Source organism: Paraburkholderia sp. RAU2J (assembly GCF_003634845.1).
Classification (GTDB): domain Bacteria; phylum Pseudomonadota; class Gammaproteobacteria; order Burkholderiales; family Burkholderiaceae; genus Paraburkholderia; species Paraburkholderia fynbosensis.
In genome coordinates this window covers 3,395,038-3,411,237 of the sequence record NZ_RBXG01000001.1, presented here as the reverse complement: position 1 = coordinate 3,411,237, position 16,200 = coordinate 3,395,038, and the positions used below count along the sequence as shown (strand labels likewise).

12 protein-coding genes are annotated in these 16,200 nt (G+C 64.6%); 7 read left to right on the top strand and 5 right to left on the bottom strand.

Annotation, left to right across the window (positions count from 1 at the left end; genetic code table 11):
- Positions 1-171 precede the first annotated feature (171 nt).
- Positions 172-2,637 carry an AsmA family protein gene (locus B0G69_RS15490; protein WP_121318308.1) on the top strand — a complete coding sequence of 822 codons (2,466 nt, stop codon included), beginning with the start codon at positions 172-174 and terminating at the stop codon, positions 2,635-2,637.
- Positions 2,637-2,771 (top strand): hypothetical protein, encoded by a 135-nt coding sequence (locus B0G69_RS42715; protein WP_277873541.1) that lies wholly within the window; start codon positions 2,637-2,639, stop codon positions 2,769-2,771. The genes B0G69_RS15490 and B0G69_RS42715 overlap by 1 nt, the downstream gene beginning before the upstream one ends.
- A gap of 160 nt (positions 2,772-2,931) precedes the next feature.
- Here the strand turns inward: B0G69_RS42715 and B0G69_RS15485 are convergent, their stop codons facing one another.
- On the bottom strand, positions 2,932-3,423 hold the full coding sequence (locus B0G69_RS15485; RefSeq protein ID WP_121318306.1) for a hypothetical protein: 492 nt from the start codon (positions 3,421-3,423) through the stop codon (positions 2,932-2,934).
- Between the two features lie 389 nt (positions 3,424-3,812).
- On the opposite strand from B0G69_RS15485, the gene B0G69_RS15480 reads away from it, so the two are divergent.
- The 3 genes from B0G69_RS15480 to B0G69_RS15470 all read left to right on the top strand — a co-directional run bounded on the left by B0G69_RS15480 (position 3,813) and on the right by B0G69_RS15470 (position 8,129).
- The gene (locus B0G69_RS15480) at positions 3,813-5,423 is read left to right on the top strand and encodes an ATP-binding protein (RefSeq protein ID WP_121318304.1); all 1,611 of its coding nucleotides are present in this window, start codon (positions 3,813-3,815) and stop codon (positions 5,421-5,423) included.
- 106 nt (positions 5,424-5,529) lie between these two features.
- Positions 5,530-6,033, top strand: a complete 504-nt coding sequence (locus B0G69_RS15475) for a response regulator (protein ID WP_121318302.1) — start codon at positions 5,530-5,532, stop codon at positions 6,031-6,033.
- 122 nt (positions 6,034-6,155) lie between these two features.
- Entirely contained in the window at positions 6,156-8,129 is a 1,974-nt protein-coding gene (locus B0G69_RS15470; RefSeq protein ID WP_121318300.1) for a response regulator, read from the top strand.
- A gap of 126 nt (positions 8,130-8,255) precedes the next feature.
- Here B0G69_RS15470 and mscL read toward each other — a convergent pair whose 3' ends face one another.
- From mscL to mfd, 4 genes are all read right to left on the bottom strand, one after another.
- Positions 8,256-8,702 (bottom strand): large conductance mechanosensitive channel protein MscL, encoded by a 447-nt coding sequence (gene mscL / locus B0G69_RS15465; RefSeq protein WP_121318298.1) that lies wholly within the window; start codon positions 8,700-8,702, stop codon positions 8,256-8,258.
- 89 nt (positions 8,703-8,791) lie between these two features.
- Entirely contained in the window at positions 8,792-9,826 is a 1,035-nt protein-coding gene (locus B0G69_RS15460; protein WP_121318296.1) for a threonine/serine dehydratase, read from the bottom strand.
- Positions 9,827-9,897: 71 nt separating this feature from the next.
- Positions 9,898-11,136, bottom strand: coding sequence for an acetylornithine deacetylase (gene argE / locus B0G69_RS15455; RefSeq protein WP_121318294.1), 1,239 nt, complete (start codon positions 11,134-11,136; stop codon positions 9,898-9,900).
- A gap of 166 nt (positions 11,137-11,302) precedes the next feature.
- The gene (gene mfd / locus B0G69_RS15450; protein WP_121318292.1) at positions 11,303-14,785 is read right to left on the bottom strand and encodes a transcription-repair coupling factor; all 3,483 of its coding nucleotides are present in this window, start codon (positions 14,783-14,785) and stop codon (positions 11,303-11,305) included.
- A 120-nt stretch (positions 14,786-14,905) separates the two neighbouring features.
- Between mfd and ispD the strand changes: the two genes are divergently transcribed.
- Both ispD and ispF read left to right on the top strand, forming a co-directional pair.
- A complete protein-coding gene (gene ispD, locus B0G69_RS15445; RefSeq protein ID WP_121318290.1) occupies positions 14,906-15,619 on the top strand; it encodes a 2-C-methyl-D-erythritol 4-phosphate cytidylyltransferase in 714 nt (237 codons plus the stop codon).
- Between the two features lie 43 nt (positions 15,620-15,662).
- Positions 15,663-16,142, top strand: a complete 480-nt coding sequence (ispF, locus tag B0G69_RS15440; RefSeq protein ID WP_121318288.1) for a 2-C-methyl-D-erythritol 2,4-cyclodiphosphate synthase — start codon at positions 15,663-15,665, stop codon at positions 16,140-16,142.
- Positions 16,143-16,200 lie beyond the last annotated feature (58 nt).

Here is a 16,200-nt window from a genome sequence, read left to right as displayed (position 1 = left end):
GTTGTGTCGTGGCCCGGATGACCTGCGAGGCGGCGCGCCGTGCCGCCGATTCGCCGTAGCGGGGTGCAGCATGATAAAACGACAACGCGACCGACAACACGATCCATCGCGAGGCGCCGGGCACGATATCTGCTGCCGGTCCATCACGAAGAACAATGACGGAGCTTCACAATGGCAGTGTCGAGCGTCGGACGGCGAATCGGAAAAGTGATCGCATGGGTGCTGGCGACCATCGTCCTTCTGATTATCGCGCTGACCATTTTTATTTTGACTTTCGACTGGAATCGCGCCCGGCCTTATGTCAACGACAAGGTCACGCAAGCTATCGGCCGGCCGTTCGCGATCAACGGGGACCTGAAGGTGGGCTGGCGGCATCCGGTGGGCGAGAGCGGCTGGCGCGGCTGGGTGCCCTGGCCGCGCTTCTCGGCGGCCAATATCACGGTGGGCAATCCCGACTGGACCAAACAGCCGAACTTCGCCACGCTCGATGAAATCGATTTCCAGGTCAAGGTGCTGCCGCTGCTCGCGCACGACATCGTGATTCCGGCGATCAACCTCGTCAATCCGTCCGTCGATCTCGAACGTCTGCTCGACGGGCGCAACAACTGGACTTTCAAATTGCCTGCATCGAGCGGGCCGTCCGAATGGAAGCTCGATCTGCACGACATCGCGTTTGCGAAGGGCAATATCGCGCTGTCCGACCAGCAGAAGAAAGTCGATGTGCAGATGGTCATCGACACGCTCGGCCAGCCGATTCCGATCGGTGAGGCGATGAAGCAGCAGGAGGCGGCCTCGCGCAGCGCGTCCGCGCAGGCGATCGGCAAGGCGGGCGCGAGCAGACTGAGCGCGCAGGCGAAGGCGCAGGCGGCATCGGAGGCTGCGGCGGCGTCGGCGGCGGCCGCCTCGGGCGCCTCGGCGACCGATATCGATGCGTCGGGCGCAACCGCGGCGACGGGCGCCTCGGGCGCGCTGATGGCCGGCGCTTCGCGCGCGGCCAGTGAGAGCGCAGCCACATCGGGGGCGAGCGAAACGACGGCACAGCAGAACGCAGCGGCAGGGGCGAAGCGGGAGATCCCGCCTTATGCGATCGGCTGGACCATCAAGGGCACCTATAACAAGACGCCGGTGGCGGGCAGCGGCAAGGTCGGCGGCGTGCTGGCGCTCCAGGACGCGAACCGGCCGTTCCCCGTGCAGGCCGACGTGAAGGCGGGCGACCTGCACGTGGGCCTCGTCGGCACGATCACCGATCCCGCGCATCTCGCGGCGGTCGATCTGCGCCTCTGGTTGCAAGGCAACAGCATGGCGCGCCTCTACTCGCTGACGGGCGTGACCTTGCCCGACACCCCTCCGTACGCGACCGAGGGCCGGCTCATCGGTCAATTCAAGTCGAGCGGCAACGTCTTCAAGTATGAAAATTTTACAGGCCGGGTCGGCGGAAGCGACCTGAACGGTTCGTTGACCTATACGGCGCGTGAGCCGCGTCCGTTGCTGCAGGGCGAACTGGTGTCGCATCTGCTGCAGTTCTCGGATCTGGCACCGGTGATCGGCGCGGATTCGAACGCGAGCAAGGCCAAACGCGGCGATGCGACGGCGCAGCCGAGCGGCCGCGCGCTGCCGGTCGAGGAGTTCCGCACCGATCGCTGGAAGGCGATCGACGCCGACGTCAGGTTCACCGGCCGGCGCATCGTCAAGACGACGGACCTGCCGATCACGGACCTGTACACGCATGTCGTGATGACCGATGGGGTCCTCTCGCTGGAGCCGTTGAAATTTGGCGTGGCGGGCGGCTCGCTCGCATCGGACATTCATCTGGACGGCAGCGCGGTGCCGCTGAAGGGGCGCTTCTCGACCTCGGCGCGGCATCTGAAGCTCAAGCAGTTGTTCCCGAACTTCAAGACGATGCAGAACGCGCTCGGCGAGATCAACGGCGACGCCGCCTTGACGGCGACTGGCAATTCGCCGGCCGCGCTCGCGGCCACTTCAAACGGCGAATTGAAGGCGCTGGTGACGGACGGCACGGTGAGCCGTCTGCTGATGGAAGCGGCGGGGCTGAACGTGGCGAACGTCGTGTATGAAAAACTGTTCGGCAATCGCGACGTGAAGATCAATTGCGCGGCCGCCGATTTCGTCGCGACCGACGGTGTGCTCGAATCGCGCATATTCGCACTCGATACCGGCGACGCGGTGATCAACATCGACGGCACCGTCAATCTGCGCGACGAGACGCTCGATCTCGGCGTGCATCCGCATACCAAGGGCTTCCGCGTGTTTTCGCTGCGCTCGCCGCTGTACGTGAAGGGCACCTTCAAGGACCCGCACGTCGGCGTGAACGCGGCGGCGCTCGCGCTGCGAGGCGGCGCGGCCATCGGGCTCGGCCTGATCAATCCGTTCGCGGCGCTGATTCCGCTGCTCGCGCCTAGCAACAACAAGCCGCTGCCGTGCGCGCAGTTGCTGTCGCAGGTTCGTCAGGCGCCGACGGCGCCGCCGCCAGGCGTCAAGCAGAAGCCCAAGGCGCCGCTGTCTCTGGAAGGCGCGCCGGTCAACAAGTCCGCGGGCGGTGCATCGTCTCCCGCCGCGGTGAATCGGAAGCCCGCTGTCACGTCGCCGGCGAGCGCGGCTGAATATAAGGGGAGCTGATGTTTTCCATGCTACCGGTACTGCCCGCGGACTGGCTGAGCTGGAGCTTCGGCGGCGGCCTGTCGTTCATCTTCCTGTGGCTGATCAGCGTGCCGCCTGCGCGCGGCCACGCCGACGAATCGATCCCGGAGTAACGGACAGCGGCACGCCGCCTACGGGGCGCACGCGGTCAATGCGGCGCCCGACATGGCAAGTTCCACTGAAGAGAGGGGATGCAGCGCCACCTGGATCACACCGGTGGCGCTGCCGGATGCGGCAAGTGCAGGAATGAACCGCTGGGGCTGTCGCGACTCTCTACCTGAGCGAGCGCGGTGTGGCATCGCCCGCGGCATCCTGCCGACGCACACCTCGCCGCGAACCGACTCGCGTAGCGCCGAATTCCGTGAGAATCTTGCCGCGCGCGCGGCTGGCGAAGACAAGGAAGCCGAAGCCGTCCGCCTCGTACCAGTACCCGCCGTTCTCGAGCCCGTCGAGCGGCTGTTCCAATGCATTGGTGATGGATTCGATGCAGCGCCGCCTCAATTCGGCGGGCGCCGGATAGGGCGGTTGCGCGCCGCGCACGCTGCACAGGAGCACGTCGAGCCCGGGCAACACATGGGCGTACAACACCGGCTCGTCTTGTGCACGAGCACGCGCAATCTTGGTGTCGAGCTGGCCGAACGGTTTGAAATGCCGCAGTACCGCGAGGAACGACTCATCGCCGTCCACCTTCGCGCGTCTACGCTTTTTCGGGAAGGACATAAAAATTCGCCTGAAAAAGAATTGCAAGAAACGCTGCGTCCTCATGCGACAACTCCCGGCTTCGCGCGCCGCACGTCGATCTTTTATAGCATACGACAAGGTCGGATTCACGATGAATCGACGCCTTTGCCGCCTCATCGCCTCCCGCACGAATCATGCCGAACCGCCTCGCCGCGCGCTTTCGCATCCCAGCACATCTGTCTCCATCATAGACGCACGAGCCGCCGAAAAAACATCCAATAACAATAAAAAAGTCATTTTTATGTGGGCGAGCACATCTTGCGGTTGCGTTGAAATATCTTGCGTTCACGTCGATAATGGCCCGGCCGGCTGCATTGCGCAGCGCGCGAGGCGCTTGCCTCTGGCGCTTTGGCGGGGCGCGCGCAACCGGTGCTCGCGAGCCGCCTCGGCTCGAACGACCCTTCGGGCGAAACATGAAATTATTCACGAAGGGTCTGCTGCTGATTGCAGTGCCGAGCGTGGTCGAGCTGGCGCTTCTTGGCGTCGTCTTCGATACCCAGGAGCAGACAGCGCAGGCCGCGCAGTGGGTCGACAACAGCAAGCAGATCCTCTATCAGTCATCGGCCCTCGTCGATCCGCTGCTGCGTCAGGCCGCGCGAGTGCGCACGGCCATGGCGACCCGCGACGCCTCGCTGCTCGAGCGTCATACGGTGTGGGTCGACCTCGGCGACCGTCTGTCGAAACTCGACGCGCTGGTCGCCGCCACGCCGCAGCAGGTCGAGCGCGTGCGCAACATGCAGCGCGTGGTCGACGCCTATCGCGCGCATACGCTCGCCATTTCGCAGGCGCTGCAGGAGGGGCGCAGCCTCGCGCCGTTCATCGCACGGGAGACCGGCGCATTGCCGCAGCAGATCGTGCTGTTTCGCGACGAGCTCACCGCGTTCGGCAACGAGGCCACGCGGCTCGATGCCGACGGTTCGGCGGCACTCGCACGGCGCCGCGAGCGTCAGCAATACGCGCTGATCGCGGCGGTGTTGGGCTCGATGCTGATCTGGGCGGCCACGGCGGTAGTGTTCGCGCGCAGCATCGGGCGGCGCCTGGAAGTGTTGACCGACAACGCCGAGCGCCTTGGCAACGGCCGGCCGCTCGCAGTACCGCTGTCGGGCAACGACGAAATCTCGACGCTCGACGCGGTGCTGCATCAAACCGGGGCGCGTCTGCGTGAAGCGGAGAACAAGCAGGCCACGCTGAAGACGCGGCTCGAGGCGCACGCGCTGACGCTCGCCGGCGTCAACGAGGAGCTGCGTCAGGAAACGCAAGACAACGAAATGTTCATCTACAGCGTGTCGCATGATTTGCGCTCGCCGCTGGTGAATCTGCAAGGCTTTTCGAAGGAATTGCAGGTGTCCTGCGATGAACTGGATACCATCGTGGCGCAGGCCGGATTGCCGGAGGCGCAGCGCCGGCGCATGGCGCATATTCTCGACGGCGACGTGCGCGAGTCGTTGCACTACTTGCGTACCGCGGTGACGCGCTCGGCGGCGATCATCGACGCGCTGCTGCGCATTTCGCGCGCGGGCCGCCTCGAATATCAATGGCAGCGGGTCAGCGTTGGACGCGTGGTGGGCCGCGTGGTCGACGCGCTGCGGGGCGCGATCAGCCAGCGCCAGGCGGTCGTCACGGTGCGCGAGTTGCCGCCCGCATGGGGCGACCCCGCCGCGCTCGAGCAGATCTTCAGCAACCTGATCGGCAACGCGCTGAATTTTCTCGACCCGGCACGTAGCGGACGTATCGAGATCGGCGCACTGGAGCCCGGACCGGTCGATGAAACCGAGCCGCGCGCGGTGCGCATGCGCACATATTACGTCCGCGATAATGGCCTCGGGATACCGGCTGCGTATATGTCGAAGGTGTTCCGCGCGTTCCAGCGTCTGCACGGCGAGGTCGTGCGCGGCGACGGCATCGGGCTCGCGGTGGTGCGGCGCACGGTGGAGCGGCATGGCGGGCGAGTGTGGGTCGAGTCGGCCGAAGGTGCGGGATCGACCTTCTTCGTCGCGTTGCCCGAACAGCCGATACGCCTCTGACGCGGCACGGGCGGGCGCACGGCAACGGTGCGGACAAGACGGGCGTGACGGACACGGCGGACCTGAAAGTCCGCATGGCTGGACGAATGAATAGCACGGAGCGCATATGAGTCACGGGGAAACGGTCAGTATCGTGCTGATCGAAGACGACGACGGCCACGCCACGCTGGTCGAGCGCAATCTGCGCCGTGCGGGCATATCGAACGGCTTCGTGCGTCTTCGCGACGGGCAGCAGGCTCTCGATTATTTCTTCGGCCCGGCGCCGCCCGAAGGCGCAGGCGGTTCGACGCCGGGCCCCGTCGCTGACGTTTATCCGCCGTGCGCAGACCTGACCAATTTCGTCGTGCTGCTCGATCTGAAAATGCCGCGGGTCGACGGCTTCGAAGTGCTGCGGCGTCTGAAGGAATCGTCGCGGACCGCCTCGGTGCCGGTCATCGTGCTGACCACGACCGACGATCCGCGCGAAATCGCGCGCTGCTACGAACTCGGCTGCAACGTTTACATCTGCAAACCGGTCGAATACGACGCGTTCATCGAAGCAGTGCGCCGTCTGGGCTTCTTCCTGCAAGTGGTCAAGCTGCCGCCCGGCCATCGGCTCGGTGCACCGTGATCACGGGCCTGCGCGCGTGCGTGTGCCGGTGCAGCCCGAAGCTGCCCGATGCTGCCCGATAGCCGCTCATGACAAGATAGAACAAACCGACAGACCAACCGATCAGCCAGAGAACAGTTCGCATGACCGAACAAGTGTCCACGCCGCACGCCGCCTATGTGCTCGTCGTCGATGACGACGAAGGCATTCTGCGGCTCGCGCGCAAGTCGCTCGAACGCGCCGGCTGCCGGGTCGCGATCTGCGCGGGCGCCGATGCCGCCCGCGCGCGGCTCGCCGACGGCGGCCCCGATCTGCTGGTGCTCGACTACCAGTTGAGCGGACCGGAAACCGGACTCGACTTCTTTCGCCGCCTGCGCGCGGAAGGCGTGCGGATTCCCGCGATTCTCGTGACAGGTTTTACCGATGAGTCGCGCGTGATCGAAGCACTGCGGGCGGGCGTGTCCGACGTGGTGCCGAAGGCCGGCGATTACCTCGATTACCTGCCGGAAGCCGTCGAGCGCGTGCTGTCGCAAGTGCGCCTGCAACGAGCATCGGACGAGGCCTTGCTGCTGCGCGATCGCGAGCAGCATTACCGCACGTTGTCGGAAGCATTGCCGCACCTCGTGCTGACGTGCAACGCGGCCGGCGACTGCGATTTTCTCTCGAAGCAGTGGTGCGACTACACGGGGCTCTCCGACCACAGTTCGTATGGTCTCGCCTGGCTGGACGCGGTGCATCCCGACGATCGCGAAGCGATCCGCCGCAGTTGGCTCAAGGCGGTGGCGAACCCGACCGGCGATTATCGGCGCGAGATGCGGATTCGCCGCCATGACGGCGAATACCGCTGGTTCGACACGCGCGTGGTGGCGGTGCGTGACGCCGAACGCAACGTCGTCAAGTGGTTCGGCAGTTGCACGGACATTCATTCGCAGCGCGAGGCGATCGAGGAACGCGAGCGGCTGCTCGCATCGGAGCAGGCGGCCCGTCAGACCGCCGAAGAAGCGAACCGCGCGAAGGACCGGTTCCTGGCGATGCTGTCGCATGAATTGCGCACGCCGCTCACGCCGGTGCTGGCCGGCGCCCGCGTGCTGGAGATGATTCCCGATCTGCCCGACCAGGCGCGCAACAGCGTGCGCATGATCCGTCGCAACGTCGAACTGGAAGCGCGGCTGATCGACGACCTGCTCGATCTGACGCGCGTGGCGAACGGCAAGCTGCGGCTGTCGCTCGAAACGGTCGATGTGCACGACGTGATGGACAGCGTGCTCGAACTCTTTCGCAGCGAGATTCAGATCAAGCAGCAGGACGTGCACGTCGACAAGCGCGCGACCCATCATTACGTGCTGGCCGATCGCGCGCGCCTGCAACAGATGCTGTGGAACCTGATTCGCAACGCCGCGAAGTTCACGCCCGACGGCGGCCATATCTACGTGCGCACGCGCGACGAGCGCATGCACGTGCAGATCTGCGTGGAGGATACCGGCATCGGTATCGAGCCGGAACAGATCGGCAAGCTGTTCAACGCGTTCGAGCAGGGCGGCCAGAACATGACGCGGCAATTCGGAGGGCTGGGTCTGGGCCTCGCGATCACGAAAGCGTTGACCGACGTGCACGGCGGCACCGTCACCGCGCAGAGCCCCGGCGCGCACTGCGGTGCGACCTTCACGATCACGCTGCCGACCGCGGCGCCGCCATCGGGCGTGCAGCCGGTCGCAGCTCAGGCCGCGGTGCATTCGGGCGGATTGCTGACCATCCTGCTGATCGAAGATCACGTCGATACCGCCGAGGTGATGGCGCAGCTGATCCGTGGCCTGGGTCACGACGTGACCGTGGTGGGCCGGGTCGACGATGCGCTCGCCGCCACCCAGCAGCAGGCTTTCGATCTGATCGTCAGCGATGTCGGCTTGCCGGACGGCACGGGCCTCGATTTCATCAAGGCGTTTCGCGAGCGCTCGGATGCGCCCGCCGTCGCGCTGACCGGCTTCGGCACCGATGAAGACGTGCGCCGCTGTCTGAGCGCGGGCTTCACGTCACATCTGACCAAGCCCGTCAATTTCGGCCAGCTCGAAACAATGATCGAAAGCGCGGTGAATCTGAAGGCGCAAAAGCCGGCGTGATGCGTGTGCCGCATGAGCGCGTTGCTTCATGCTCATGCAAAAGACAAAGGCCTGTTGCGACTCTTGTCGCAACAGGCCTTTCTTTTGGCTCGATCCGGCGCACTGAATGTGCCGTATCGATACGGTTCAACGTGGGGAATTCTTCAACGAATCGCGGATTTCGCGCAGCAGCAGCACGTCTTCCGGCGTCGGCGGCGGCTCTGCCGGTGCGACTTCAGTCGGCTTGCGCAGATTGTTGATGAACTTGACCATCAGGAAAATGATGAAGGCGAGAATGATGAAGTTGATGAGCACGGTGATAAACGAGCCATAACCGATCACCGCGACGCCTGCCGTCTGCAGGTCTTTGTACGAAGTGGGATTGCCGTGATAAGTGGGCGGAATCGCGCCCAGGCGAATGAACATATTGGAAAAATCGAGACCGCCGGTGGCAAGCCCGACGATCGGCATGATCAGGTCTTTGACAACTGAATTTACAATGGTGGAAAAAGCGCCGCCGATAATCACACCGACCGCGAGATCCATCACGTTGCCTTTGAGGGCGAATTCCTTGAATTCCTTGATCATGCTCATAGAGGTTCCTCCCAGATATCAATAGGCGCATGATACCAACCTGAGAAGGATAGGCCAGTGTTTTGGCCCGGGCTGCGCTGATGCAGTTCCTATCGAGGAAACTGTGACTCGCTATGGCGCGCACGCTCGAGATGCGCGGCAAAAGTGACCGGGTCGGTATTGGTGCCGCACAACAGCACGCCCACGCGCTTGCCCCGCAACGGCTCGCGCAGCGGCCCAAGCAGCGCCGCGGTCGCCGCCGCGCATGCCGGTTCCACCGCCAGCTTCAGTTGTGCGAAGAGGATCAGCATGGCCGCACGCAACTGGTCGTCGGAGACGGTCACCAACTGATCGATATGACGGCGGCACAACTCGTAGCTGTATTCCTCGGTATGCGGCGACATCAGCGAATCGGCGATGCTGTGCATGTGGCCCATCCTGACCGTGTGATTGGCGGCGAAACTCTTGCTCATCACATCCGAGCCTTCGGGTTCGACGCCGTACACATGCACATTGGGATTGGCGAGCCGCATCGCGGTGGAGACGCCGGCGGCAAGACCGCCGCCACCGACCGGCACGATCACCGCTTCGAGGTCGGGCGTTTGCGTGGCCCATTCGTAGCCGAGTGTGGCTGAGCCCAGCACCGTGCGATAACCGTTGAACGGATGCACGAAATAGCGGCCTTCTTCGGCTTCGATATGGCGCACCAGTTCGAACGCCTCGGCAATATCTTCCGCGAACACGATGTCGGCGCGATATTGCCGGCACAACGCGACACGCGCCGGATTCGCCGCGCGAAACAACACGACCTTGGCGCTGATGCCCAGACGCATGGCCGCATACGCGAGCGCCACCGCATGATTGCCACCCGACACGCACGTGACGCCCGCGCTGCGTTGGCTTTCGTCGAGCGCGAGCAGGTTCGTGAAGGCGCCGCGCGCCTTGAAGCTGCCACCCGCCTGCAGCAGTTCGAACTTGAAATTCACTACCGTGCGTTCTAGCGAAGAAAAGTCGAGCCGGTCGAACACCGGCGTTCGCATGACCCACGGCGTCAACGCAAAATGCTGTGTGGCGATGTCGTCGAGCGTAGGGATCGGCTCGCCGTCGATCGTGTGGTCGGTGTGCTGCGGCGTGGCGGTTGACATGGCGGGAGCGTGTTGTCCTCGATGAGAGTAAGACCGGTTTGACGCAGCAACCGTTCCGCCGCGCGCCGTTTTCAGTGAGCGTCCGCGCTGACCGACATGCTGCGGATGAATTTCTGCAGGAAGCGCTCGCAGGCCACCAACTGGTCCAGCGCGACGAATTCGTTGGCCTTGTGCGCCTGCTGGATGTCGCCGGGGCCGCATACGATGCTCGGAATGCCGGCCAGCGAAAACAGCCCGGCTTCGGTGCCGTAAGCGACTTTGCGCTTGTCCTGATCGGCGGTCAGCGCGCGCACGAGTTGCGTGATGGCGGCTTGTTCAGATGAATCGAGGCCGGGCGCCGCGGCGATCTTCGTGATCTCGATGGCTGCCGACGGATGTTCGCGCAGCATCTTCGGCAACAGCGTTCCACGCGCGTATTGATCGATGCGCGCGAAGATCGGTTCGGGATCGAGCGTGGGCAGATTGCGGAATTCGAACTGGAAGCTGCATTCGGCCGGCACCGTGTTGATCGCGTTGCCGCCGCTGATCGTGCTGGTTTGCGCGGTGGTGAAGGGCACGTCGTACAGTTCGTCGAACGGACCTTGCTCGCGGAACTGATCGGCCATGTCGCGGATGTAGCAGATCAGACGCGCGGCGTACTCGATCGCGTTCAAGCCCTTCGGCGTCAGCGACGAATGCGCCGCCTGGCCGCGCACGCAGCACTGGTACGCGTTGATGCCCTTGTGCGCCACGATCGGGCGCATGCTGGTCGGCTCGCCGACGATGCAGCCGTCCGGCTTCACGCCGCGCTTCATCAGGTCGGCGATCAGGAGCGGCGCCCCTGCGCAGCCTACTTCCTCGTCGAACGACAACGCGAAGTGAATCGGTTTGGCGAGCTTCGCGCGCTGCATGTCCGGCACGAGCGCGAGCGCCGCGCCGATGAAGCCCTTCATGTCGCAGGTGCCGCGGCCATACAGCTTGTCGCCGCGAATTTCCGGCTTGAACGGATCGCTGTCCCATTGCTGGCCGTCCACCGGCACGACGTCGGTATGACCCGATAGCACCACGCCGCCGTTCGTTTCGCCATCATGCGCGGGAATCGTGGCGAACAGGTTCGCCCATTTGCCGCCGCGTTCGTCATGCGTGAGCGTGGCTTCGATACCGGCGGCGCGCAGTTCGTCGCGCACGGTTTCGATCAGGCCGAAATTCGGATTGCGGCTGACCGTATCCATCGACACGAGACGGGTGACCCACGGCAGCGAGATGGGAGAGGCGTCTGAAGCGGAGGTGGACGATTGTGAGGATTGCGCCGATTCAGCGACTTGAGACATGACAAGACTCCAGCATGTGAGTCATTCGATCATACCCAAAAAAAGTGCGCCCGTATGCTGCGGCGGCCATTGGCGCACCGCAGCATGAGCATGAAAACGCAGCACGTCCCCCCGTTTTCTGACGGGCGACGCTAACGGGGAGGCGTGCGGCAGGTGCGTGGCCGACTCAACGTGCGGCGGCAGCAGGCGCCGTGCCGCGGCTCGGCGCGCCGAGCGCGCGCAAGGTCTCCTTGACCGTCGCGACCCGCACCGCGAGATCGGGGCTGCGCGTTTCGATACGCAGCTTGTCCTGCCCAGCGAGCTTGATGTGCTTGTGCTTCTGGACCATCTCGATGATCCGCATCGCGTCGACCGGCGGATTGGGGATGAACTGCAAGCCGATCACCGCTTCGCCCGCATCGATCTTCGAAATGCCGAGCGGCTTCGCGGCGAGCCGCAGACGATGCGTTTCCACGAGCGCATGCGCTTGGGGCGGCAACTTGCCGAAGCGGTCGATCAGCTCTTCCTGGATGCCATCGATCGAGTCGTTGAGTTCGCAGTTGGCAAGGCGCTTGTAAAGCGACAGGCGTTCCTGCACATCGCCGCAATAGTCGGCCGGCAGAATGGCCGGCGCGTGCAGATTGATCTCGGTGGTCGCGGCGAGCGGCGCGGTGAGGTCGGGCTCCCTGCCTTCCTTGAGCGCCTTCACCGCGTCGTTCAGCATGTCGGTGTAGAGCTGGAAACCGATCTCGTGAATCTCGCCCGACTGCTTGTCGCCGAGCACTTCGCCGGTGCCGCGAATTTCGAGGTCGTGCATCGCCAGATAGAAGCCCGAGCCGAGTTCCTCCATCTGCTGGATCGCTTCGAGCCGCCGTTGCGCCTGCTTGGTGAGCCCTTGCGGATCATGCACGAGCAGATACGAATACGCCTGGTGATGCGAGCGGCCCACGCGTCCACGCAACTGATGCAATTGCGCGAGGCCGAACTTGTCCGCGCGATGGATCAGGATCGTGTTGGAGCTCGGCACGTCGATGCCGGTTTCGATGATCGTCGTACACAGCAGCACGTTCGCGCGCTGGGCGACGAAGTCGCGCATCACGCGTTCGAGTTCGCGTTCATGCATCTGGCCGTGCGCGACCGCGATGCGCGCTTCGGGCACGAGCGCTTCGAGCATCTGCCGGCGGTTCTCGATGGTTTCGACTTCGTTGTGCAGGAAGTAGACCTGGCCGCCGCGTTTCAGCTCGCGCAGCATCGCTTCGCGAATCACGCTCTCTTCCTCGCGACGCACGAAAGTCTTGATGGCGAGGCGCTTTTGCGGCGCGGTCGCGATCACCGAAAAATCGCGCAGCCCTTCGAGCGCCATGCCGAGCGTACGCGGGATCGGCGTGGCGGTCAGCGTGAGCACGTCCACTTCCGCGCGCAGCGCCTTGAGCGCCTCTTTCTGACGCACGCCGAAGCGGTGTTCCTCGTCGATGATCACGAGCCCGAGCCGCTTGAACTGCACGTCCGATGACAGCAGCTTGTGCGTGCCGATCACGATGTCGACCGTCCCTTCGTTGATCTGCTGGATTGCCGCGTTGACTTCTTTGGTCGACTTGAAGCGCGACAGCTCCGCGATGCGCACCGGCCAGTCGGAGAAGCGGTCGGTGAAGGTCTGCGTATGCTGTTCGGCGAGCAGCGTGGTGGGCGAGAGCAGCGCGACCTGCTTGCCGCCCATCACCGCGATGAACGCCGCGCGCAAGGCCACTTCGGTCTTGCCGAAGCCGACGTCGCCGCATACGAGGCGATCCATCGGCTTGCCGCTTGTCATGTCGCCGATCACGGCCGCGATCGCCGCGGCCTGGTCGGGTGTTTCCTCGAAGCCGAAGCTTTCGGCGAACTTCACGTAGTCCTTCGGTTCGAGCGCGAACGCATGGCCCGAACGCGCGGCGCGGCGCGCGTACAGATTGAGCAGCTCGGCTGCGGTATCGCGAATCTGCTGCGCGGCTTTGCGCTTGGCCTTTTCCCACTGGCCCGAGCCGAGCGCGTGCAGCGGCGCGCTCTCCGGATCGGCGCCGCTGTAGCGCGAGATCACGTGCAATTGCGCGACCGGCACGTAGAGCTTGCTGTCACCCGAGTATTCGAGGTGCAGGAACTCGGTCTCGCCTTCGCCGAGGTCCATCGTGACGAGGCCCATGTAGCGGCCGATACCGTGCTGCGAATGCACGACGGGATCGCCCACTTTCAGCTCGGACAAATCGCGTACCATCGAATCGACGTTGCTCGCCTGTTCCTGGCGGCGACGCCCCGCGCGCCGCGCGAGCGGCCCGTACAACTCGGTCTCGGTGATGATCGCGATGCCGTCGGCCGGCACGGCGAAGCCGTTGGCGAGCGGCGCGACGCCTAGCGAAAAACGCGCGTCGCCGAGCAGCCAGTCCTGAAAGCTGTCGCTCGAGGCAGGCTTCAGATGGTTGTCGGCCAGCAACTGCAGCAGCGTCTCGCGCCGGCCCGCCGACTCCGCCGCGAACAGTACGCGATTCGGCGTGGTGTCGAGATACGCGCGCAAGGCCAGCACGGGATCGTCGGCGTGGCGGTCGATCGCGAGATTCGGCAGCGGGGTGGACCAGCCGCCGCCCGCGTTGGCGGGCAGCGCGAGCCGCGCGAACGGCTTGGCGAACGCAAAGAAATCTTCGTCCGACAGGAACAGCCGCTCGGGCTCCAGGATCGGCCGGTCGCGGTCATGCGACAGGAAGTTGTAGCGCTGCTTCGTGTCGTTGGTAAAGCGCCGGATGGCGGCGTCGAGATCGCCGACGAACGCCAGCTGCGCGCCTTGCGGCAGGTAGTGGAACAGCGTCGCCGTCTCGTCGAAGAAGAGCGGCAGATAGTATTCGATGCCCGCCGACGGCACGCCGTTGCCGATGTCCTTATAGATCGACGCCCGGCTCGGATCGCCCTCGAAGGTCTCGCGCCAGCGGCTGCGAAAAGCGGTGCGCGCGGCTTCGTCGAACGGGAATTCGCGGCCTGGCAGCAAGCGCACGTCCTTGACCGGATAGAGGCTGCGCTGCGTGTCCGGATCGAACGCGCGGATCGAGTCGACCTGGTCGTCGAACAGGTCGATCCGGTAAGGCAGGGGCGAGCCCATCGGATAGAGATCGAGCAGCGAGCCGCGTACGCAGTACTCGCCGGGCCGCACGACCTGGCTCACGTGCTCGTAGCCGGCGAGCGTCAGTTGCGCCTTGAGTTTCGCTTCGTCGAGACGCTCGCCCTGCGAGAAGGAGAACGTATAGGCCGCGAGGAAGGACGCGGGCGGCATCCGGTACAGCGCCGTGGTGGCGGGAACCAGCAGGATGTCGCAACGGCCTTCGCCGAGATCGTGCAGCGTGGCGAGACGCTCGGAGACGAGGTCCTGATGCGGCGAAAAGGTATCGTAAGGCAGCGTCTCCCAGTCGGGCAGCAGACGCACCCGCGCCTCGGGCGCGAAAAAGCCGATTTCCTGCGACAGACGCTGCGCATCGACAGCGCTTTCGCACACGACCGCCAGCAGTGGCACTTTCTCGCGCCAGGCGAGATGGTAACGGGCGATCAGCAGCGCGTCGGACGAGCCGTGCGTGCCGTCGAAGACGAAACGCTGGCCGGCCTTGACGAGCGCGACGGGCGGGGAGGACTGCGATGATGCGGCGATGTCTGGCATAGAAGAGAGAAAGCGGCCTCGGGCTCACACGGACGGCCAAGTTTACGCGCCTCGGGGCGTGGATGCGAAGCACCTATTATAAAATCCGTCCTTTACTTTGACCTCGCGGCATCCGCACTCGTGACTTCCCGTCTATTTGCCCTGATTCCGTGCGCAGGCACCGGCAGCCGTTCCGGCGCCGCGATGCCCAAACAATATCGCACTGTCGCCGGTCGCGACATGTTGCATTACTCGCTCGCCGCGTTCGACGCGTGCAGCGAATTTGCGCAAACCCTGGTCGTGATTGCGCCCGACGACCAGCACTTCGACGCTCGCCGCTTCGGCGGCTTGCGCTTCGCGGTGCGCCGCTCGGGCGGGGCGTCGCGCCAGGCGTCGGTGCTGAACGGCCTGCATGCGCTCGCCGAGTTCGGCGCGCGCGACGACGACTGGGTGCTGGTGCACGATGCGGCGCGCCCGGGCATCACGCCCGCGCTGATCCGCACGCTGATCGGCTCGCTGAAGGACGACCCGGTGGGCGGCATCATGGCGTTGCCGGTGGCCGATACGCTAAAACGGATCGACGCTGCGTCCGCCGATGGCCGCATCGCCCGCACTGAAGCGCGCGAGGGCTTGTGGCAGGCGCAGACGCCGCAGATGTTCCGCATCGGCATGTTGCGTGAAGCGATCCTGCGCGCGCAGGCCGACGGTCACGATCTCACCGACGAAGCGAGCGCGATCGAATGGCTCGGACATGCGCCAAAGCTCGTGCAAGGCAGCTTGCGAAACTTCAAGGTGACTTATCCGGAAGATTTCGATCTGGCCGAGGCGATTCTGAGCCGGCCTGCGGCTTCGTGATGAATTTCAATTTTAGCTGGCGGACTTTGAGGACTTGACGCATATGGATTTGAGAATTGGGCAAGGGTACGACGTGCATGCGCTGGTGCCGGGGCGTCCGTTGATTATCGGCGGCGTGACGATTCCTTATGAGCGCGGGCTGCTCGGCCATTCGGACGCGGACGTGCTGCTGCATGCCATTACCGACGCGCTGTTCGGCGCTGCCGCGCTGGGCGATATCGGCCGCCATTTCTCTGACACCGACGCGAAGTTCGCCGGCGCGGACAGCCGCGTGCTGTTGCGCGAGTGCGTCGCGCGCGTGAGGGCGGCGGGATTTGCGATTGCCAACGTGGATAGCAGCGTGGTCGCTCAGGCGCCGAAGCTGGCGCCTCATATTGAAGGAATGCGCGCGAACATCGCCGCCGATCTCGGCCTGCCGGTCGAACGGGTCAATGTCAAGGCGAAGACCAACGAGAAGCTCGGCTATCTCGGCAGAGGCGAGGGGATTGAAGCGCAAGCCGTCGCGCTGCTGGTGAAGAGCTGATTCGCGTGAACGGCCTTCGTGCAGGCGGGCGAACGTACGAAGGCTACCCAGGCCATCC